This window comes from Streptomyces sp. NPDC059010 (genome assembly GCF_042740355.1).
Taxonomy (GTDB): domain Bacteria; phylum Actinomycetota; class Actinomycetes; order Streptomycetales; family Streptomycetaceae; genus Streptomyces.
The window spans coordinates 66,244-84,865 of the sequence record NZ_JBHYJA010000048.1 but is presented as its reverse complement, the minus strand read 5'-3'; the positions used below and the strand labels follow the sequence as shown (position 1 = coordinate 84,865).

Annotated in this window: 17 protein-coding genes and 1 pseudogene; 11 read left to right on the top strand and 7 right to left on the bottom strand. The window is 72.6% G+C overall.

Features of this window, described 5'->3' with window-relative positions; genetic code table 11:
- Positions 1–151 precede the first annotated feature (151 nt).
- A complete protein-coding gene (locus ACFWYS_RS37685; RefSeq protein WP_384779160.1) occupies positions 152–997 on the top strand; it encodes a spermidine synthase in 846 nt (281 codons plus the stop codon).
- Here the strand turns inward: ACFWYS_RS37685 and ACFWYS_RS37680 are convergent.
- Complete coding sequence (locus ACFWYS_RS37680) at positions 959–2,260, bottom strand: MFS transporter (RefSeq protein WP_384779157.1); 1,302 nt, start codon at positions 2,258–2,260, stop codon at positions 959–961. The genes ACFWYS_RS37685 and ACFWYS_RS37680 overlap by 39 nt on opposite strands.
- A 188-nt stretch (positions 2,261–2,448) precedes the next feature.
- Here ACFWYS_RS37680 and ACFWYS_RS37675 point away from each other — a divergent pair, with 188 nt between their 5' ends.
- Entirely contained in the window at positions 2,449–2,886 is a 438-nt protein-coding gene (locus tag ACFWYS_RS37675; protein ID WP_384779172.1) for a DUF4442 domain-containing protein, read from the top strand.
- Positions 2,887–2,956: 70 nt separating this feature from the next.
- Here the strand turns inward: ACFWYS_RS37675 and galU are convergent, their stop codons facing one another.
- Positions 2,957–3,916, bottom strand: a complete 960-nt coding sequence (gene galU / locus ACFWYS_RS37670) for a UTP--glucose-1-phosphate uridylyltransferase GalU (RefSeq protein WP_384779154.1) — start codon at positions 3,914–3,916, stop codon at positions 2,957–2,959.
- 360 nt (positions 3,917–4,276) lie between these two features.
- On the opposite strand from galU, the gene ACFWYS_RS37665 reads away from it, so the two are divergent.
- The 3 genes from ACFWYS_RS37665 to ACFWYS_RS37655 all read left to right on the top strand — a co-directional run bounded on the left by ACFWYS_RS37665 (position 4,277) and on the right by ACFWYS_RS37655 (position 8,631).
- Entirely contained in the window at positions 4,277–6,187 is a 1,911-nt protein-coding gene (locus ACFWYS_RS37665) for a ricin-type beta-trefoil lectin domain protein (RefSeq protein WP_384779151.1), read from the top strand.
- Between the two features lie 181 nt (positions 6,188–6,368).
- A complete protein-coding gene (locus tag ACFWYS_RS37660) occupies positions 6,369–7,913 on the top strand; it encodes a carboxylesterase/lipase family protein (protein WP_384779148.1) in 1,545 nt (514 codons plus the stop codon).
- A gap of 73 nt (positions 7,914–7,986) precedes the next feature.
- Complete coding sequence (locus ACFWYS_RS37655) at positions 7,987–8,631, top strand: DedA family protein (RefSeq protein WP_384779145.1); 645 nt, start codon at positions 7,987–7,989, stop codon at positions 8,629–8,631.
- Between the two features lie 91 nt (positions 8,632–8,722).
- On the opposite strand, the gene ACFWYS_RS37650 is transcribed toward ACFWYS_RS37655, so the two are convergent.
- Positions 8,723–9,253, bottom strand: coding sequence for a gamma carbonic anhydrase family protein (locus ACFWYS_RS37650; RefSeq protein WP_384779142.1), 531 nt, complete (start codon positions 9,251–9,253; stop codon positions 8,723–8,725).
- A 186-nt stretch (positions 9,254–9,439) separates the two neighbouring features.
- Here ACFWYS_RS37650 and ACFWYS_RS37645 point away from each other — a divergent pair, with 186 nt between their 5' ends.
- The 3 genes and pseudogenes from ACFWYS_RS37645 (at position 9,440) to ACFWYS_RS37635 (ending at position 11,797) form a co-directional block, all read left to right on the top strand.
- A complete protein-coding gene (locus tag ACFWYS_RS37645) occupies positions 9,440–10,396 on the top strand; it encodes a YhjD/YihY/BrkB family envelope integrity protein (protein ID WP_384779139.1) in 957 nt (318 codons plus the stop codon).
- Positions 10,348–11,463, top strand: a pseudogene (locus ACFWYS_RS37640) (diacylglycerol/lipid kinase family protein); the annotation flags it as partial. The gene ACFWYS_RS37645 and the pseudogene ACFWYS_RS37640, both read left to right, overlap by 49 nt.
- Before the next feature lie 109 nt (positions 11,464–11,572).
- A complete protein-coding gene (locus tag ACFWYS_RS37635; protein WP_384779136.1) occupies positions 11,573–11,797 on the top strand; it encodes a hypothetical protein in 225 nt (74 codons plus the stop codon).
- 41 nt (positions 11,798–11,838) lie between these two features.
- Here ACFWYS_RS37635 and ACFWYS_RS37630 read toward each other — a convergent pair whose 3' ends face one another.
- Positions 11,839–12,300, bottom strand: a complete 462-nt coding sequence (locus tag ACFWYS_RS37630; protein ID WP_384779134.1) for a hypothetical protein — start codon at positions 12,298–12,300, stop codon at positions 11,839–11,841.
- Positions 12,301–12,494: 194 nt separating this feature from the next.
- On the opposite strand from ACFWYS_RS37630, the gene ACFWYS_RS37625 reads away from it, so the two are divergent.
- Both ACFWYS_RS37625 and ACFWYS_RS37620 read left to right on the top strand, forming a co-directional pair.
- Positions 12,495–12,782, top strand: coding sequence for a hypothetical protein (locus tag ACFWYS_RS37625; RefSeq protein WP_384779131.1), 288 nt, complete (start codon positions 12,495–12,497; stop codon positions 12,780–12,782).
- A gap of 127 nt (positions 12,783–12,909) precedes the next feature.
- Positions 12,910–13,392 (top strand): LuxR C-terminal-related transcriptional regulator, encoded by a 483-nt coding sequence (locus tag ACFWYS_RS37620; RefSeq protein ID WP_384779128.1) that lies wholly within the window; start codon positions 12,910–12,912, stop codon positions 13,390–13,392.
- A gap of 28 nt (positions 13,393–13,420) precedes the next feature.
- On the opposite strand, the gene ACFWYS_RS37615 is transcribed toward ACFWYS_RS37620, so the two are convergent.
- From ACFWYS_RS37615 to ACFWYS_RS37605, 3 genes are all read right to left on the bottom strand, one after another.
- Positions 13,421–15,847: a LuxR C-terminal-related transcriptional regulator gene (locus tag ACFWYS_RS37615; protein ID WP_384779125.1), complete on the bottom strand. Its 2,427-nt coding sequence runs from the start codon at positions 15,845–15,847 to the stop codon at positions 13,421–13,423.
- A gap of 152 nt (positions 15,848–15,999) precedes the next feature.
- Positions 16,000–16,482: a DUF1269 domain-containing protein gene (locus tag ACFWYS_RS37610; protein WP_384779122.1), complete on the bottom strand. Its 483-nt coding sequence runs from the start codon at positions 16,480–16,482 to the stop codon at positions 16,000–16,002.
- Positions 16,479–17,036 (bottom strand): DUF1269 domain-containing protein, encoded by a 558-nt coding sequence (locus ACFWYS_RS37605; RefSeq protein ID WP_384779119.1) that lies wholly within the window; start codon positions 17,034–17,036, stop codon positions 16,479–16,481. Before ACFWYS_RS37605 ends, ACFWYS_RS37610 begins: the two co-directional genes overlap by 4 nt.
- A 132-nt stretch (positions 17,037–17,168) precedes the next feature.
- On the opposite strand from ACFWYS_RS37605, the gene ACFWYS_RS37600 reads away from it, so the two are divergent.
- On the top strand, positions 17,169–18,611 hold the full coding sequence (locus ACFWYS_RS37600; protein WP_384779116.1) for a hypothetical protein: 1,443 nt from the start codon (positions 17,169–17,171) through the stop codon (positions 18,609–18,611).
- The last annotated feature ends 11 nt before the right edge of the window (positions 18,612–18,622 follow it).

Genomic DNA, 18,622 nt, shown 5'->3' with positions numbered 1-18,622 from the left:
TGTGGGGGGGGCTGGCGGGGGGGGGGGGGGCCCGGTTCACCGGTGGGGTGTGGGGGTGTGGGGGGGGGGGGGGGGGGGGGGGGGGGGTGGGGGGGCCCCCCCCCCCCCCCCGCGCCCCTTTGGGGCGCTTGTCCCCAGGCACAATAAGAAGGTGAGCGAGCCCATACCCGTCACGCGGTCCGTCGACTACGGCACCGCCAAGCTGATGCCCGACGTCGATCGGAAGCGAGCCTGGTTGCTCACGGTCGACGGGGCGCCGCAGTCGTACGTCGATCTGGACGAGCCCACCCACCTGGAGTTCGAGTACGCCCGTCGGCTCGGGCACGTACTGGATACCGTCGCGGAAGCCGGGCGGGCGCTGGATGCGCTGCATCTCGGGGGCGGGGCCCTCACCCTGCCCCGGTATGTGGCCGCCACCCGGTCCGGGTCCCGGCAGGTCGTCGTCGAGGCCGACCGCGGGCTGCTGGAGCTGGTCGCCGAGCATCTGCCGCTGCCCGAGGGGTCCGGGATCGATCTGCACGCCGCCGACGCACGCGCCTGGCTGGAGGCCGCCCCCGCGGGCTCGGCCGACGTCCTCGTCGCCGACGTGTTCGGCGGCTCCCGGGTGCCCGCGCATCTGACGTCCGTCGAGTACGCCCGGCAGGCCGCGCGCGTGCTCAGGGGCGACGGGGTCTACCTCGCCAATCTCGCGGATGCCGCGCCGTTCGCCTTCCTGCGGTCCCAACTGGCCAACTTCGCCACCGAGTTCGAGGAACTCGCCCTGATCGCCGAACCCGGCGTACTGCGCGGGCGGCGGTTCGGCAACGCGGTCCTGGTCGCCGCGCACCACCGCGTCGACACGGCCGCCCTGGCCCGGCTCACCGCCTCCGACGCCTTTCCGGCGCGGGTCGAACACGGGCCCGCGCTGCGGGAGTTCATCGGCGACGCGCGACCGGTGCGGGACGAGGACGCCGTGCCGTCACCCGAGCCCCCCGACGGGGCTTTCGGCATCGGCTGAGGCGGGCCGGGTGCCCGTGGTCACCTGCTTGGTACGACGCCGTAGGTTCCGCACGTCCGGTACGCACAGGACCGCCGCCGTGACGACCACCACCAGCGCGGCGCAGCCCCACAGTGCCGAGGTGCGCCCGAACGCCGTCTCCGCAGGGCCGGCCAGCGCCGTCGCCAGCGGGACCAGGGCGACCGAGCCGAACCAGTCGTAGGCGGCGACCCGGGACAGCTTGTCCTCCGGTATCTCCTGGTGCAGCGCGGTCATCCAGGAGACGCCGAACACCTCCAGCGTCACGCCGGTCAGGAACATCACCGCGCAGAGCAGGGTGATCGGCACCGGTACGGCGAGCGCGGCGGACGGGAGGGCGAGCGGGAAGACGCACAAGGTGCCGGCGAGGAGCAGACGGCGCGGCTTCCAGCGGGTCATGAGCAGGGCGCCCGCGACCGTGCCCGCCCCGAAGAAGCCCAGGGCGACGCCCCATGGACCGGCCCCGCCCAGCTGGTCCCGGGCGACCAGCGGGCCGTAGACCGCGTCGGCGGCGCCGACGACCGCGTTCGCGATGGAGAACTGGACGACGATGCCCCACAGCCACGGCCGCCCGGCGAACTCCCGCCAGCCCTCCCGCAGATCGGCGAGCATGCCGCCGCCCCGCGTGCGCTGCGGAACGTGACTCACGTCGAGGAACGCCCGCATCGCGCCGGCGACCGCGAAGGCCACCGCGTCCGCCGCCAGCACCCAGCCGGGCCCGATCGCCGCCACCATGGCACCGCCGAGCGCGGCACCGCCCACCGCCGCACCCTGCATCGCCATCCGGAACACGGCGAACGCCCGGCTCGCCTGTTCCCCCTTGACCGACGACAGCAGCATGCCCTCGGCCGCCGGGCTGAAGAACGCCTGGCCGGTGCCGCCCAGCGCGGTCAGCAGCATCATCTGCCACAGTTGCGGCTCCCCGGCCAGGACCAGCACGGCGAAGGCACCCTGGGAGAGACAGTTCAGCGCGTTGGCCGCGACCATCACGCGGTGCCGGGGGAGCCGGTCCGCGACGGCACCGCCGATCAGCAGGAAGAGCACCAGGGGCAGCGTGCGGGACGCGGCCACCAGACCCACGTCGCCGCCGTCGCCGCCCGCCTCCAGCACGGCGAACGCCGCGGCGATCAGCGCGCCGTGACTGCCGAGGTTCGTGACGAACGCGGCGGCCGTCAGCAGGCTGTAATTGCGGCCCGCCCATGCGGGGCGACGAGGGCGGCGGCGGAGATCGGCGGGGGAGGTCACCGGCCGACTATCGCCGCCCCGCCCTCGATTTGCCAAGCGGATTGCAGGTCACGGGCCCCGTACGCCCACCGCCCGGGCAGGGACGGTCCGGTGCGGCGTACTTCGCGCATACGACGCTCGTCACATCGGGGCAGACCTGTTCCCTATTTTCTACTCGTGGGTAACATGACCGCATGAGCGCAGACCAGATGTCCATCGGCGAGATGCTCGCCGCCACCGTGCCCATGGCGCGGACCCTGAATCTCCAGTTCCTGGAGACCACGCCGGACAAGGCCGTGGTGGCTCTGCCGGACCAGGGCGACTACCACAACCACGTGGGCGGACCGCACGCCGGTGCGATGTTCACGCTCGGCGAGTCCGCCAGTGGTGCGATCGTGCTGGCCGCGTTCGGCGAGCAGCTCTCGCGTGCCGTGCCCCTCGCCGTGCGCGCCGAGATCGCCTACAAGAAGCTCGCCATGGGCGCCGTCACCGCCACCGCCACGCTGGGCCGCCCGGCCGCCGAGGTCGTCGCGGAACTGGACGCGGGAGAGCGGCCCGAGTTCCCGGTGACGATCGAGATCCAGCGCGCGGACGGGGCCGTGACCGGTGAGATGACGGTCGTCTGGACGCTGCGACCGAACAGCTGAGTTCCGGCAGCACGGTGGTGAGCAGGGGCCCCGCGCGGGCCCCTGTTGCTTTTCGTCCGGCGTCGCTCTCTCAGGCCGCGAGCCGCTTTCGTTCGGCCCCGCCGTCCGCCAGGCCTGCCACGAACTCTTTCAGCCAGGCCGTGAACTCCGGTCCCAGATCCGCCCGGTCGCAGGCCAGCCGCACCACCGTGCGCAGGTAGTCCGCCTTGTCGCCGGTGTCGTAGCGCAGGCCGTCGAACACGACTCCGTGGACCGTCCCGCCCGCCGCCAGCTCCTGCAGCGCGTCGGTCAGCTGGATCTCGCCGCCGCGGCCGGGCGGTGTGCGGTCCAGGACGCCGAAGACGGCCGGGTCGAGGACATAGCGGCCGATGACCGCGTAGTGGCTCGGCGCGTCCTCGCGCGACGGCTTCTCCACCAGGCCGGTGACGCGGACCACGCCGTCCTCACCGGACGCTTCCACGGCCGCGCAGCCGTAGAGGTGGATCTGCTCCGGCGGGACCTTCATCAGGGCGATCACGCTGCCCTCGTGGCGGTCGCGGACCTCCAGCATCCGGCTGAGCAGGGTCTCGCGCGGGTCGATGAGGTCGTCGCCCAGCAGCACGGCGAAGGGCTGGTCGCCGACGTGATGGCGGGCGCAGAGCACGGCGTGGCCGAGGCCGAGCGGGTCGCCCTGGCGGATGTGGTGGATGTCGGCGAGCCGGGCCGGGTCGCGCACCGCGTCCAGCCGTACGGTGTCGCCCTTCGCGGTGAGTGCCTGCTCCAGCTCGAAGGCGTGGTCGAAGTGGTCCTCGATGGCCCGCTTGTGCCGGCCGGTGATCATCAAAACGTCGTCGAGACCGGCCGCGGCGGCCTCTTCGACGACGTACTGGATGGCCGGCTTGTCGACGACCGGCAGCATCTCCTTCGGTGTCGCCTTCGTCGCGGGCAGGAACCGGGTGCCGAGTCCCGCGGCCGGGACGACCGCCTTGCGGACCGTACGGGCCGGACCTCGGGTGGGTGTGGGCGTGGGTGCGGTGTGGGGGACGATCATGCGGGTCATGCTGGCGCACCGGGATGAGAGCGCGCCGAGAGAAACCTCGGAGCTTCCTGTGCGCTATGCGGAGTTGAAGATTCCGTGGACCAACGGTCTTTGACTGCACACAACTTGTCGCGTGATGCGGTGGTGCTGTCGAATGCGGGTGCGGATACCGGCGGTAACTTTTCTGAATTCTCTGCTTCTTGAACGTTGGTCACTCGAACTTCTTGTTTCCTGTGCGTTGCTTGTGCGAAAGTGAGCGACCCGATAGCCGGTCCACGGATGACGCGGCCTAGGTATGCACCAATCACGCACCTGCTTTCCGACGGACGCGCATTCCCCATGGCGTCCTGCGGCTGGGAAGGAAATGGTTCAGTGCAATCCCCGTACCCCCCACGACCGCCCTACCCGCCACGGCCCGGGGTGAGCCCCGGGCGGTCCGACCGCGATCTCCTCGCGAGCCTGCGCAAGAGCGGAGCGGACGGTCACGCCGTCGCGCTGCTCATGGCACGGCACTGGCGCGCCACCTACGACTACGCGGCCATCTGCCTGGTGTCCACGGCGAGTTCGGCCTCCATGGTGACCGCCGCCGCATTCCACCGCGTGCTCGGCCGGCCCGGTGACGGCGCGCTGCGTCCCCAACTCCTCACCGCCGTACGGGACCTGGTGAAGGAGTGGGCGGCGGACAGCGGAATTTCCGCCCTTATGCCGGAACTCGGCAAACCGACCGGAGCACGCGGACTGCGCGCCGCACGGTCCACGACGCCCGAAAGGCGCCATATCGCCGAGCGCGCATTCCGGGCCCTGCCGGGCGCCTCGCAATGCCTCCTCTGGCATACCGAGGTCGAAGCGGAGCCGATAACCATACCCGCTGGTCTGCTGGGAGTTGACACGGGCACCGTGTCGGCGGCGATGGAGGAGGTGCGTGAGCAATTCCGGGCGGGTTGCGTACGCGCCCACCGTGAACTCGCGCCCACCCGGGAATGCCGCTTCTACAACCGTCTCCTCGACGTTCCCATTCGCCGGGGCGGCGCCCTGCTGCCCGATGTCCAGCAGCATCTGATGGAGTGCCGCTACTGCCGGCACGCCGCCGAGCAGCTCAGCCATTTCGAGGGCGGCCTCGAAACGCTGCTGGCCGAAACCGTGCTCGGCTGGGGCGCCCGGCGCTACCTCGACTCCCGGCCCGGGCGAGGCGGCTCCGCAGCGGCGGCGTCCGACCACGGGCGACGCGGTGGCCGGCACCGCCCGGTGCGGCTCGCCCCGCCGCGCGGGCGTGCCAAGGCCGTCGCCGTGGGTGTCGGACTGGCCTCCCTCGCCCTGCTCGTGACCGTGCTCACCGCCAAGGGCTGGTCCGAGGAGAACGGCGTGCCCGACGCGCAGGCCACCTGGGGCGTGCCCAGCGGCCAGTCCGTGCGCCCGGGCGCCGTGGACAAGCCCTCCTCGGGCGGATCACCGTCGGCCGCCTCGGCCGAGGACCCCGTCGCGATCGCCCAGGGCACGCTCCGCAACATCGACCGCGGCCTGTGCCTGGACCTCCGCGACGGCGAGATCCGCAGCGGTGCTCCGGCCGAGCTGGCGCAGTGCTCCGCCTCCGCGTCCCAGCAGTGGTCGTACCAGGACAGCGGTCTGCTGCGCAGCGCCGCCGACCCCACCCTCTGTCTGGACTCCGACCGCGACAAGGGCACGGTCGTCCTGGCCGACTGCCTCGCGCACGCCGGCGAGGTGCGCTACGACCTCACCGTCCACGGCGAACTGCTGCCCCGCCGGTCCGGCGGACTGGCGGTCGCGGGCGGCGAGGACGAGAGCGTGACGCTCGCCGACCGGGACGGCTCCGATGCGCAGCGCTGGGTGCTCGACGGCGGTCTCGCGGGGGCGCCGAACTCCGAGCAGCAGCAGAAGAAGAAGGGGAAGGAGGAGGGCGGGCGGAACGAGAAGGGGGAGGACAGCGCGCCCGCGGTCCCCGGCCCCGCCGCCGGGCACGAGTCGCCGGACGCCGCCGCCCCCGAGCGGCCCGAGGGCGGCTCTCCGGAGGAGGAGCCGGAACCGGAACCCGAGCCGGAGTACGAGACGCGGTACGTCCAGGACGACTCCGGCGACCAGGACGAGCCCGCCGCCCCGGCCGATGTCGTCGGCACCGTCGGAGGCGTCGTGATTCTCCCGGCCAAGGCGTCGGCCACCGACTCCAAGGTCGTCGACACCGCCACGACGACGCTCGAATCCACCGTCCGCCGGTCAAGTGGCCGAGTGGTCAAGCAGCCAGGGTCAAGTAGCCAGGCAGTCAAGTAGCCAGGCAGTCAAGTAGTGGGTCGGTCAGGGGTCACCGCACCGTGGTGGCCCCTGACTCATTCGGCCGTTTCTCATCCGCCTCGTTCACATCATTGACACGAGTCACCGACGTTCATAGTTTTCCCGCCGCGCCCGTGTGTCCCACGCGGACCCAAGTGGAGGTGGACCGTTGATCCGTCGTATGTCCGTCGCACTGCTGGCCCTCGCCGCCGCGCTCGTCACTCCCGTCCCCGCGCAGGCCGCCGACCCTCCCGTCGTCCGCACGGACGCGGGCTGGGTCCGGGGTGAAAGCACCGCCGAGGGGCGGCAGTTCCTCGGGATCCCCTACGCCGAGCCGCCCGTCGGCGCACTCCGCTGGAAGGAGCCGCGGCCGGTCCGGCCCTGGCAAGGGATGCGTACGGCACGGGACTTCGGCAACAAGTGTGTGCAGAGCGCGAGTTGGGACCCCGGGTACGAGCAGCCCAGCCACACCGAGGACTGCCTCGACCTCAATGTGTACGTCCCCGAAGGCGCCGACCGTCGTGCCGTACTGGTCTGGTTCCACGGCGGAGGGCTCACCGCCGGGGCCGGTCAGGACGTCGTCCCCGACACCTTCGCACGGCGGACCGGCACGGTCGTCGTGACCGTCAACTACCGCCTCGGGGCGATGGGTTTCCTCGCCACGTCCGGCCTCGACGGCGAGGTACGTGACGGGGTCTCCGGCAACTTCGGCATGCTCGACCAGCAGGCCGCGCTGCGCTGGGTGCGTGCCAACATCGGCGGCTTCGGCGGCGACCCCGGCCGCGTGACCATCGCGGGCGAGTCGGCGGGCGGCCGATCGGTCTGCACCCAGCTGGCCTCGCCGCCGGGCAAGGGGCTCTTCCGGGCCGGGATCATCCAGAGCGGGGCGTACGGCGACTGCGGTGCGCGCACGCACGGGACGGCCGTGACCGAGGGCGCCGCCTTCGCGCACAAGCTGGGCTGCGCGGGCCTGGCCTGTCTCCGGGCCAAGCCCGCCTCCGAGATCCTGGCGGCTCAGAGCGGGTTCGACTGGGGGCCGGTGGTCGGCGGCGCCTTCCTGCCGAGGCAGCCGGAGGAGGCGTTCGCGCGCGGGGCCGCGGCCGGTGTGCCGGTCATGAACGGGGCGAACCAGGACGAGGGCCGGCTGTTCGCCTTCGCCCGCTTCGACCTGGACGGCACCCCGCTCACCGCCGAGGAGTACCCGACCGTCATGCGGGCGGACTACGGCGACGAGGCCCTCGCGCGCTACCCCCTGGCGGCGTACCCGTCCCCGACCATCGCCTACGCCACCGCCCAGGGCGACCAGTCCTTCGCCTGCCCGGCGCTCCGGCTCGACGGCACGCTCGCCGGACGCGGCAAGGTCTACGCGTACGAGTTCGCCGACCGCACCTCCCCGCCCTTCGCCTCCCTGCGCAACCTCGGCACGGACTTCGACTTCGGCGCGACCCACGTCAACGAGGTGCAGTACCTCTTCAAGCACTTCGGCCTGCGGTCACCGCTGAACGCCGAGCAGCACAGGCTGGCGGGGCAGATGATCCAGTACTGGGGCTCCTTCGTCCGCGACGGAGTGCCGCACGCCACAGGCCAGCCCGCGATGCCGACCCGGCCCGGCGCCGTACTGACCCTGCGCACCATGTCCACCGGCGGAAACGTGCTGAGCGCCACCACGCATCGTGAGCATCGGTGCAACCTGTGGGACACCGAGACCGTCACTCATAACGGGTAGGCTGCCCCGGCGCGCGCCCACCGCCGGGCGCGCGCCCGGGAGCACAGGGTCCAGGACATGGGAGGAAGCGGCGTTGCACGTCCAGGAATGGCTCGAAACGGTGCCACCGCTCGCCATCTATCTGCTGGTCGGCGTGGTCATCGGACTGGAGAGCCTGGGCATTCCGCTGCCCGGCGAGATCATTCTGGTCTCCTCGGCGCTGCTCGCCTCGCAGCACGGTGAGATCGACCCCTTCGTGCTCGGCGCCTGCGCCAGCGCGGGCGCGATCATCGGCGACTCCATCGGCTACGCCATCGGCCGCAAGGGCGGCCGGCCGCTGCTGGCCTGGCTGGGCGGGAAGTTCCCCAAGCACTTCAGCGAGGGCCATGTCGCCACCGCCGAGCGCTCCTTCCAGAAGTGGGGCATGTGGGCCGTCTTCTTCGGCCGCTTCGTCGCCCTCCTGCGCATCTTCGCCGGCCCCCTCGCGGGCGTCCTGCGGATGCCGTACTGGAAGTTCCTGACCGCCAACGTCCTCGGCGGCATCCTCTGGGCCGGCGGCACGACCGCGGTCATCTACTACGTCGGCGTGGTCGCCGAGTCCTGGCTGAAGCGCTTCTCGTGGCTGGGTCTGGTGGCGGCCGTCCTGATCGGTCTCACCTCGATGCTGATCATCAAGCGCAAGGCGAAGAAGGCACAGTCCGCGCACCAGGATCCCGAGCCGGTAGCCGCCGGGGACTGATACGCCCTCAAGGGGCGCGGGGCCGTATCGATGTGCGGCTCCGCCGCGTGGGCGCGATCAGCCACCTACGGCCCGCAGACCGCGTACGACCTCACGCCCCGTGCTCTTCCCGATGGGCCTTGGCCAACTCCGCATACATGGTCCCGTTGAGCGTCACGCCCTGTCGCTCCTCCTCGGTCAACGGTCGCCTCACCTTCGCCGGCACTCCCGCGACCAGCGACCCCGGCGGCACCTCCATCCCCTGCGGCACCAACGCCTGCGCGGCGACCAGCGACCCCGCCCCGATCACCGCGCCGTTCAGCACGGTCGCGCCCATCCCGATCAGACAGTCGTCCTCGACGGTCGCCCCGTGCACCACCGCGTTGTGCCCGACGGACACCCGCGCCCCGATGGTCACCGGAAAACCGGGGTCGGCATGCAGCGTGCAGTTGTCCTGCACATTGCTCTGGACGCCGACGGAGATCCGCTCCACATCGCCGCGCACCACCGCCCCGTACCAGACGCTCGCCCCCGCCTCCAGCGTCACGTCCCCGATCACCGAGGACAGGGGCGCCACGAAGGCCTCCCCGTCGATCTTCGGCTCCCTGCCGCCGATGCCCATGACCAGCGCCTTGTGCGTCATCGCCAACCCACCATCCCCAGCTGCGTTCGGTACACCGGCACCGTAGGCGATGAACCCGGCGACCGGCCCGCCGGGGCGGCGCGTCACCCGGTCCGGGCGAAGCAAGGGGGCCGGAGCCGGCGGGAGGGTGGGACACGGCACGCCCGAGGCGGGCCGGCAGACTCTTCCGGGCCGAGGGGGCGGATCATGGCGTTCGCGGGTCTCGCCCGGTCCCTGGCGGGCCGCATCGGCCGGCAGCTGGTCAGCGTGAGCGTCCTCGACATGGCCACCCGGCTGGCCGCCCAGGCCTTCCTGACCGCGCTGCCCATGCTCTTCGCCGTCGCCTCCTTCTCCCCGCCCGCCGTCCGCGAGGAACTGCGCAGCACACTGCGCATGCTGCTCGGCACCGCGGGACCGGTCTTCAGCCAGGTCGAAGGGGTGTACGCGGGCAGCGGTGACGAGGCGCGGCACACCTGGGGCGCGGTCGGCCTGCTGCTGGCGCTGGTGTCCGCCACCGCCTTCAGCCGGGCGCTGCAGCGGCTGTGCGAGCGTGCCTGGCACCTGCCCCGCTCCGGGCTGCGGACCGTGGCCTGGCGGTGGGGCGTGTGGCTGCTCGCCTGGGTCGCGGCGCTGGTGTTCCAGGGGCTGCTGCGCAGCGGGTTCGGGGCGGGCCCCGTGCTGGGGGTGCCGCTGCAGCTGGTCGGCGCGTGTCTGATGTGGTGGTGGACGCAGTACCTGCTGCTGGCCGGCCGGGTGGGCTGGCGCCCGCTGCTGCCCGGTGCGCTGCTCACCGGCTCAGGCGTCGTGGTGTTCTCGGTGGTCTCCGGGTTGTGGCTGCCGCGCTCGCTGCGGCTGAGCGTGGAGCGGTACGGGCCGCTCGGCTCCGTTTTCACCATGCTGACCTGGCTGATCTTCTTCTTCGCGACCGTGGTCGTGGGTATCGCCGTCGGCTACGTCCTCGCCCAGGACAGCACGATCGCACGCCGACTGGGCCTGCCCCGGCCCGTGCCGGGGCAGGCGCCGGCCGAGGACGACGGTGCACTCGGGCCGGCCCGGTCGGAGGGTTCGCCTGCCGAGGGTGAGGCGGGCCGACGGGGCCGCCCTACCTTGGCGCCATGGAACCCACGACGCCGAGGCAGCGTTGGCTGGCCAGGGCATCACTGACGGCCGCCGCGGCGTCGGTGCTCGTCCTGGCCGTGTTCGCGGGCCTCAGGACCTTCGCCCTGGCCGCCGTAGGGCTGACCGGCACGGCGGTCACCGCCGCGGCCGTCTGGTGGATGCTGACCCGACGGAACCTGACCCGGCTGCTCGCCGCGTTCCTGGCCGTCGCCGCGCCGGTCTGGGTCCTGGTGGAGTACACCAGCGCCCGTCTGACCTGGGTCGTCGCCGTGGCCTGGGCGCTGTGGCTGCTCGCCGTCACCACCGGACGCGGCGCACTCGCCCGGACCGGCGCGCAGGACTCGCTGCCCGAACGTCCCGCGCCACCGTTCCGGCACGCCGTGCTGATCATGAACCCGCGTTCGGGCGGCGGCAAGGTGGAGCGTTTCGGGCTGCGGGAGAAGGCCGAGGCCCTCGGCGCCCAAGTACTGCTCCTGGAGGGCCCGGAGCAGACCGACGTCGCCGAACTCGCGCGCAAGGCCGCCGCGGAGGGCGCCGACCTGCTCGGAGTCGCGGGCGGGGACGGCACCCAGGCCCTGGTCGCCGATGTCGCCGCGTCGCTCGGCATCGCCTTCCTGGTCATCCCGGCCGGCACCCGCAACCACTTCGCGCTCGACCTCGGCCTGGACCGCACCGACCCGTCGAAGGCCCTGGACGCCCTGCGCGACGGGGTCGAACTCCGGGTGGACCTCGGCCGGGCGAGCGGCCGGCCCTTCGTCAACAACGTCTCGTTCGGCGCCTACGCCGAGGTCGTGCAGAGCCCCGCCTACCGGGACGGCAAGTCCCGCACCACCCTGGAGCTCCTGCCGGACCTGCTCGTCGGCCACAAGGGCGCACGGCTGACCGCCCACGCCGGAGAGACCGTCCTCACCGCACCGCAGGCCCTGCTGGTCAGCAACAACCCGTACGGGACCGGCGACATCGCGGGCCTCGGGCGGCGCGCCCGCCTGGACGGCGGGGAACTGGGCGTCGTCGGCGTCGACGTGACCAGCGCCGCGCAGGCCGTCGGGCTGCTGCGCGGCCGGCGTGCCGCGGGACTGACCCGGGCGACGGCGACGGAAGTGGTCGTCGACGCCCACCCGCCGTGGGTTGCCGGCGCCGGGGGGGGGGGGGGGGGGGCCGGGGGGGGGGGGGGGGGGCGGCGGGCGGGCGGCGGTCCGCCCGGGGCCGCGGTCTCGGCTTGTGGTCGCCCCCGCCCCCCGGCCGTCGATCCCGGCCGGCGTCGACGGCGAGGCGCTGACGCTGAGCGTGCCCGTGCGCTGCGAGGTCCGGACCCGGGCACTGCGCGTGCTGGTGCCACGCCGACGCCCCGGCATGCGCGCGAGTCGGCCCCGGCTCGACTGGCGCCGGCTCGCGAGGCTGGGCCTGCCGACGGTCCGCGACCCGCACGGGGGGCCGCGGACCTGAACCGCGCCGGTCCGACCGGGCTCGGAACCGGGCCTGGAGGCCTAGAGAGGGGCGCCGTAGGCCTTGTGGGCCTGGGCGCGGCCGTAGGTGGCGAGGGACCAGATCACCAGGACGTCGAGAGCGATGATGATCACCGACCACACCGGGTAGTACGGCGTGAAGAAGAAGTTCTCCAGCGCGCTCAGCGAGGCGACGACGATGCCGACGACGCGTGCCCACGTCTTGCCGGAGAAGAGGCTGAAGGCAGCCGCCAGGACGACGATGCCGAAGCCCATGTGGAACCAGCCCCAGTAGTTGACGTCGTAGTCGTACGGGTAATTGGGCACGTCCTGGTAGAAGTTGTCGTCGATGATCGCGGCCATGCCGACGATGACCTGGTAGAGGCCGATGATGGTCATCATGCAGGCGGCGAACACGACCCCGCCGAGCAACAGCGGCGTGATCCGCGGTCCCTGGGCGGGGGCGCCGTACTGGGTCTGCTCTGTCGATGTCTGATCCGCCATGTCGCGCACCTCCTCGAAGGAGACAGGAGCATCCCGCTACGGGTGCGCCCGGGGCTCACCCGCAGTGGATGACTCCGGGCAGCCGGGGATCCACGGCCGAGGCCGCCGCCGTCACCCCGGCTGTGTGATGTGCCGCGCCCCGGGCCCGGGAGACGCTGGCCTGACCCGGGCCGCGGCAGCGGAGGTGACCCCCAATGGGCATGGAGGAGGAACGCGGACCTGAACGGGGCGGGGCGCGTACCGACGGCGACTTCGAGATCCGCATCAAGGGCAGGGTCGGTCAGGCATTCCGGACCGCCTTCGCCGAGTTGACGGTCACGGTCAACCCGCCGGAGACGGTGCTGCGCGGCGCCGGACTCGATCAGGCGGCGCTGTACGGGATCCTGGACCGCATCCAGGCCCTCGGACTCGAACTGGTGGAGGTACGGCGTCTGCCGGGCGGGGCCGGCGAGGCGGAACCCGGCCTCGGCAGTCCGGCGTAGCCTCGCGTCGTCCGTAGGGCCGAAAGAGCCGTAAGACAGGGCCGAAAGAGCCGTAAGACCCCTTTCCGTGACGGCGTCCTGCCTGCACCGTCGGTATGTACCGCACATCGCCGAGGAGGTGAGGGACATGCCTGCGGTGCCGGGCCGTGAGCCGCGGTGGAGGGATGCGAACCCCCAGGAGGCGGACGCCCGTCGGGTGTCCGCGCTGCGGGGGCGGTTGCGTGCCCTCGGCCGGGACGCGCCCGAAGCGGACACAGCGGTGACGACCTGCCTGGTGTGGGTCGCCGACACGCTCGTGGAGATCGCGATCGCGCTGGGTGATCCGCGCAGCGCGGGCGTACTGGTGGACGAGGCGACGAACGTGCTGGCCGTCGTGCCTCACCACGGCCGGGACCACCTCGACCCCGTGATCCCGGTCGAACATCTGACGGAACGTGAGCGGAGCGTCCTGGTACGGCTCCAGGAGGACGTGCCGCTGCGGCAGATCGGGCTGGACCTCTTCATCTCGCACAACACGGTGAAGACACACGCGCGCGCGGTGTACCGGAAACTCGGTGCCTGCTCACGCACCGAGGCCCTCGACCGGGCGAGGCAGCTGCGGCTTCTGTGACGTACCGGGAAGCCGGGAAGGAGACCCCTCACAGCAGTTCGAGTTCACGAGCTCGCCGTACCGCGGCCGACCGCCGGGTGACGGCGAGCTTCCGGTAGACGCCCTTGAGATGCGTCTTGACCGTGTTCACCGACAGATACAGGTCGGCGGCGATCTCCTCCGTCGTCATCATCTGGGCCAGCCGCCGCAGTACGTCGTGCTCCCGCGCGCTGAGCGCCTCGACCGGTGCGTCGTCGTGCCACTCCTGCCGCTCCGTCAGGGCGGCGCGGCCACCGACGCGCGGTATCCGGAGCGTGCAGGCGTGTGCCGCGCCGACCGAGGCGGCACACGCCTGGCGCACCGGCTGACGCAGCCCCTCGGTGAGCCAGTCGGCCGATGCCGGGATGGCCGCCACGACCTCGGGGGACGGCGGCACCCCGCTCTCCGTCGCGGAGACGAGCGCGGCGACCAGGGTGCCCACCCCCGCGACGAACGGATCGGGCACCGTGCCCAGGGCCGCCCGGGCCCGGGCGAGTTCGGCGCGTGCGCGCGCCGACTCGTGTCGCGCCATGCCCACCCAGGCCCGGACCACGTGCAGCACCGCCAGGGACGGCGACTGCGTGCAAGCCGGCAGCGGTGGCCGCTGGGCGTGCCCGGCGAGTTCGTCCGCGGCCCGGAAACGCCCGCGCAACGCCTCCAGCAGCGCCAGTTCGGCCAGGCAGTCCCGGCGCAGTACGTCGTTCTCCGCCGCGCCCGCGGCCTTGAGCCCCGCGGTCAGCAGGGCCTCGGCGGTCTTCAGGCCGCCGTCCCTGAGCTCGGCGCGACCGCGCACGGACAGCACCAGCGCCCGCAGCTCGGGACGGTCGGCCAGCAGCGCGCGCGGGACCTGGGCGAAGAGTTCCTCGGCGTCGTCCGCCGCCGCCCGCGCGGCCCCCGGATCGCGGCACCGGTCCCTCGTCATACGGATGACGGCATGCGTCAGCCGGCAGCGTGCGACCCGGTGGGCGTCGTCCCAGGGCACCTCCGTGAGCAGGTGATCGGCGAGATCCAGGGCCTCGGCGCACGCGGACTCCTCACCGCGCCGTAGCGCGGTCGCCGCCGTGACCAGCGCGGACTCGGGGTCGGGCAACCGCTGCGGCAGCTCCGGGACATGGGCGGCCGGCCGGCGCACCAGCTCCTCCGGCAGCCGGACGCCGGTCAGGGCGAGCACCCGTCCGATCGCCAGCTGATGGACGACGAGATGGCTGGCGTGCCCCCAGTCGCCCGCGGCCAGCGCATGGCGCACCGCCTCGGCGAGGAGCCCGTGCTCCCCGAGCCACGCGGCGGCCCGGCGGTGCAGCGCGGCCACCTGGTCCGGCGCCTCGTGGCGCAGGCGCACCCGCAGTACGTCGGCGAACATCCGGTGACACCGGTACCACCCGTGCCCGGCGTACTGGAGGAAGGAGTTCTGCCCGACGAGCGCGGGGAAGTGCGCCCCGGCCTCGCCGCCCGCCAGCTCGGTGGCCAGCTCGGCGTTGAGATGCTCCAGGATGCTCGTGGTCACCAGGAGCCTGCGCATCTGCGGGCTCTGGCCGTCCAGCACCTCCTCGACGAGGTAACTGACGACCGCTTCGTCGTCGCCCGCGAACTGCGCCACGAAGGTCTCGGGGTGGGGGTGCTCCTGCATGGACATGGCCGCCAGGCGCAGGCCCGCAGCCCAGCCGTCGGCCCGCTTCCGCAGCGTGCTGACCACCGGCCGGGGCACGTGCACACCGTGCTGGGCCAGCAGGGCCGCCGTCTCACGGTCGTCGAACGCGAGGTCGGCGGTGCGCAGTTCGGTGAGTTCGCCGGCCAGCCGGTAGCGGTGCAGATGCAGCGGCGGATCCCGGCGCGAGGTCACCACCAGCCGCAGCATCGGGCCCGCGTGCCGGAGCAGACAGGCCGTTCCGCGGGCGACCGGCGAGCCGGCGTCCGGCTGGAAGTCGTCCAGCACGAGAACGACGGGCTCCGTCCGCCTGGCCAGCGCGGCGGCGAGCGCGGCGATCAGCAGCGGGCTCTCGGGCGCCCCGGCAGGCCTGCTGCTCCCTTCCTCGGCGGCGAGTTCATCCCGTACGGCCGCCCCGGCCGGCTCGGCATCGGGGTGCAGCACATCCGGGAACCGCGGGAGGTCGACGCCCGCCTCGCGCAGCGCGGTCGTCACCCGGGCCCAGAAGACGTCGGGCTGCTCCTCCGCACCGTCACAGGCGACCCAGGCGACCGGGCCGGGGGTGCCACGGGTGCAGGCCCACTCCACCGTGAGCGCCGACTTCCCGGCGCCCACGGGCCCCACCACCACGGTCAACGGCCCGAGCGCCCCGCGGGCGAGACGGTCCGTCAGCCGGGGCCGGGGCACGAGCCAGGTCGGCAGCGGAGGCACCCCGACCCGGGCGGGAAGAGCGGTCGTCGAAGAGCCGTCGTCCGCCTCCGCAGAACCCTGCCCCTTCCCCCACTCGCCCATCACCGGCACCTCGCTCTCAGAGGTTCTCAGCGCTGGCTGGTGCACGACAGACGAGTGTGGCCCGACCGGCATGGGGCGCCCATGTCGAACGCCCCATCTCACCCGGGTGAGGTTGGTAGAACGGTCAGTAGTTCAACCCTCGAAGCGGCGGTTCAGCTCTGGAGGGCGGCGACCAGTTCCTCCTCCCGGTCCTTGGTCAGCGACGTGCGCAGCACGGTGGGCTGGAAGGGACGCAGCGCCTCCCGGACCCGGTCCGGTGTGGAGCGCCGTACGAGCGCGAAGACCGCGGCCCGGCCCGGTTCCAGCGTGCCGGCGATCTCCTTGATGAACGCGTCGTTGATGCCGATGTCCGTGAGCTTGCCCGCGACCGCCCCGGTGGCCGCACCCACGGCGGCCCCGAACACCGGCATCAGGAAGATCAGGCCGAACAGCGTCCCCCACAGGGCACCGCCCGCGGCCGCACTGCCGGTGGGACTGAAGGACTGGCGCACATGGACCTTGCCGTCCGGGGTGCGCCAGGCGAGGGCCGCGTCGTCCAGGTCGAGAAGCTCCTGCTTGGACAGCTCCTTCGACAGGCGCAGCACCGCCTCGGCCTTCTCCTTGTCGGTGAAGCCGAGCACGACGAGATCGGTCATCGAGACCTCCTGGGGTTGCGGCCGGCTCCCCGGCCTTCCTGGCTGTGTTCCTCCGCGGCGGCGTCGAGCCGCTCCATGGCGAGCGCGAGCTCCGCCACCACGACCTCAAGGGACTCCTCCGTGAGGAAGCCCTCCGCGACGGGCACTCCGCCCGCGTCCCGGATCGCCTGGCGCAGGTCCCTGGCCCAGATGTGCTCCAACAGGACGAACCCGGCGGCGGTGCCCGGTTCCAACTCCCGTGCCAGTTCCCGGATCTCCTCCAGGGTGAGACCGAAGGCGTTGCCCTCGGTCAGCGACGGGAACGACGCCTGGGCCTGCGCCAGAGCCCGGCGCGGAATGCCGAGCAGCGCGGCCACGGTGTCTCCCATGCCCTCCGCCTGGTAGTCGGCGGTGACGAGGTCGCCGCTCGCCTCCTTCTGCACGAAGAGCAGGTCGAGCACTCGGACCTGACCGCTGCGCTGCAGCGCCCAGAGCTCGTCGACGATCCTTCCCTCGAACTTCGCGTCGGGCCCGAACTCGACCGTCAGCAGTTGTACCGGCCCGATCCCGGCCATGGCAGCTCCCTTCACGTGATGGCGACGTGATGGCACTCCATCCAGCCGCGCCCCGCCCCGTTCCGCGTCACCCGCCGCAGGTGAGGGCCCGGCGTGCGGCCGGCGGGACGGTGGGCGCGGAGGTAGGACGCCATGGACCAGGACCGGGCAGCACAGCAGGACAAGACGTCCCTCCGGCCTACGCAGGCCCGGCGGACGGACGAGAGCGAAGTACAGCGGCTGCGTGCCGAACTCGCCGAGCTGCGGGCCCGGATCGGCGGCGAACAGCGACGCCGGGCCCGGCTGCTGGTCGTCCGGCGTGTCGTCGCCGCACTGCTCGTCGCACTCGTCGCGGTCCTGGCGGTCACCTCGGTCGTCGGGGTGTGGGGCGCGCGCACGACCCTGAACACCGGCCGTTGGGTGGCGACGACCGGCCCGCTGCCCGAGAACCCGGCCGTGAACGCGGCCGTCTCCACCTATCTGACCGACCAGATCTTCGACCAACTGGACGTGGAGCAGCGGCTGTCGGAGGCACTTCCGGAACGGGCGTCCTTCCTCGCCGCACCCGTCACGGGCGCCGTCCACGACTACCTGAAGGACAAGGTCTCCCAGCTGATCAGGACCGAACAGTTCCAGGACCTGTGGCGGGCCACCAATCGCACCGCCCACGCCCGCATCATCGCCGTACTGGAGAACCGCAGCGAGAACGTGCGGGTCGGCGACGACACCGTGACCCTCAACCTGCTGCCCCTGGTCAACAACACCCTGAACGCCCTGGAGGACCGCCTTCCCAGCCTGTTCGGCAAGGAACTGGACCTGCCCCAGCTGTCCTCGGGGGAGATCCCGCCCGGACTGCACGACCGGATCGAGAACGCCCTCGGCGTCACGCTGCCCGACGACTTCGCCACGATCAAGCTGTACAACGGGCACGAGCTCGGGCAGGTCCAGGACGCCGTCCTGCTGTTCAAGCGGGGTCTGGTGGGCCTGCTGGCGGGCACCGTCCTGCTGCTGGCCCTCGCACTGTGGATCTCCCCGAACCGCCGGCGCAGCGTACTGCAGCTCGGGCTCTGGCTCGTCGTGTGCACGGTCGCGCTGTCCAGTGTGCTGCGCGCGGTGCGCGACCAGATCCTCGGCCAGGTGCCGGACGGCGTCTACCGCGACGGCGTACGCGCCGTCCTTTGGACGGTGTTCGCCACCCTGCGTGAACGGGGCGACCAGCTCCTGATGGTGGGCATCGCCATAGCGGTGGTGGCGTATCTCGTCGGCCCCGGCCGGCTGCCGGTCGGGCTGCGCCGCTACGCAGTCCAGGGCGCCCAGGCCACGGGCCGGTTCGCCGCCGACACCGGCCGGCGCCTCACCCGGGAGACCGACGTGCGGCGGTGGATCGGCGAGCACGCCGACGTCCTGCGCGTCGCCGGCATCGTGGTTGCCGCCCTCTGCGCGCTCCTGCTGTCCTCGTGGACGGGCCTGCTCGTCGTCGCGCTCGTGCTCACGGGGTACGAGGTGACGGTCACCCTGCTCGCCCGCGGCGCGGCTTCACCCGCGGCAGGTGAGGCACCTGCCCAAGGCCCTCCGCACACTGACGCCGCCCGGTAGACCTGCGACAG

Bases quoted from the DNA above. Each gene is read 5' to 3' on its own strand.
- ACFWYS_RS37675 (WP_384779172.1), top strand. From the start codon at position 2,449: ATGTCCATCGGCGAGATGCTCGCCGCCACCGTGCCCATGGCGCGGACC.
- galU (WP_384779154.1), bottom strand. From the start codon at position 3,916: ATGATCGTCCCCCACACCGCACCCACGCCCACACCCACCCGAGGTCCG.
- ACFWYS_RS37660 (WP_384779148.1), top strand. From the start codon at position 6,369: ATGTCCGTCGCACTGCTGGCCCTCGCCGCCGCGCTCGTCACTCCCGTC.
- ACFWYS_RS37650 (WP_384779142.1), bottom strand. From the start codon at position 9,253: ATGACGCACAAGGCGCTGGTCATGGGCATCGGCGGCAGGGAGCCGAAG.
- ACFWYS_RS37645 (WP_384779139.1), top strand. From the start codon at position 9,440: ATGGCGTTCGCGGGTCTCGCCCGGTCCCTGGCGGGCCGCATCGGCCGG.
- ACFWYS_RS37630 (WP_384779134.1), bottom strand. From the start codon at position 12,300: ATGGCGGATCAGACATCGACAGAGCAGACCCAGTACGGCGCCCCCGCC.
- ACFWYS_RS37625 (WP_384779131.1), top strand. From the start codon at position 12,495: ATGGGCATGGAGGAGGAACGCGGACCTGAACGGGGCGGGGCGCGTACC.
- ACFWYS_RS37620 (WP_384779128.1), top strand. From the start codon at position 12,910: ATGCCTGCGGTGCCGGGCCGTGAGCCGCGGTGGAGGGATGCGAACCCC.
- ACFWYS_RS37615 (WP_384779125.1), bottom strand. From the start codon at position 15,847: ATGGGCGAGTGGGGGAAGGGGCAGGGTTCTGCGGAGGCGGACGACGGC.
- ACFWYS_RS37610 (WP_384779122.1), bottom strand. From the start codon at position 16,482: ATGACCGATCTCGTCGTGCTCGGCTTCACCGACAAGGAGAAGGCCGAG.
- ACFWYS_RS37605 (WP_384779119.1), bottom strand. From the start codon at position 17,036: ATGGCCGGGATCGGGCCGGTACAACTGCTGACGGTCGAGTTCGGGCCC.
- ACFWYS_RS37600 (WP_384779116.1), top strand. From the start codon at position 17,169: ATGGACCAGGACCGGGCAGCACAGCAGGACAAGACGTCCCTCCGGCCT.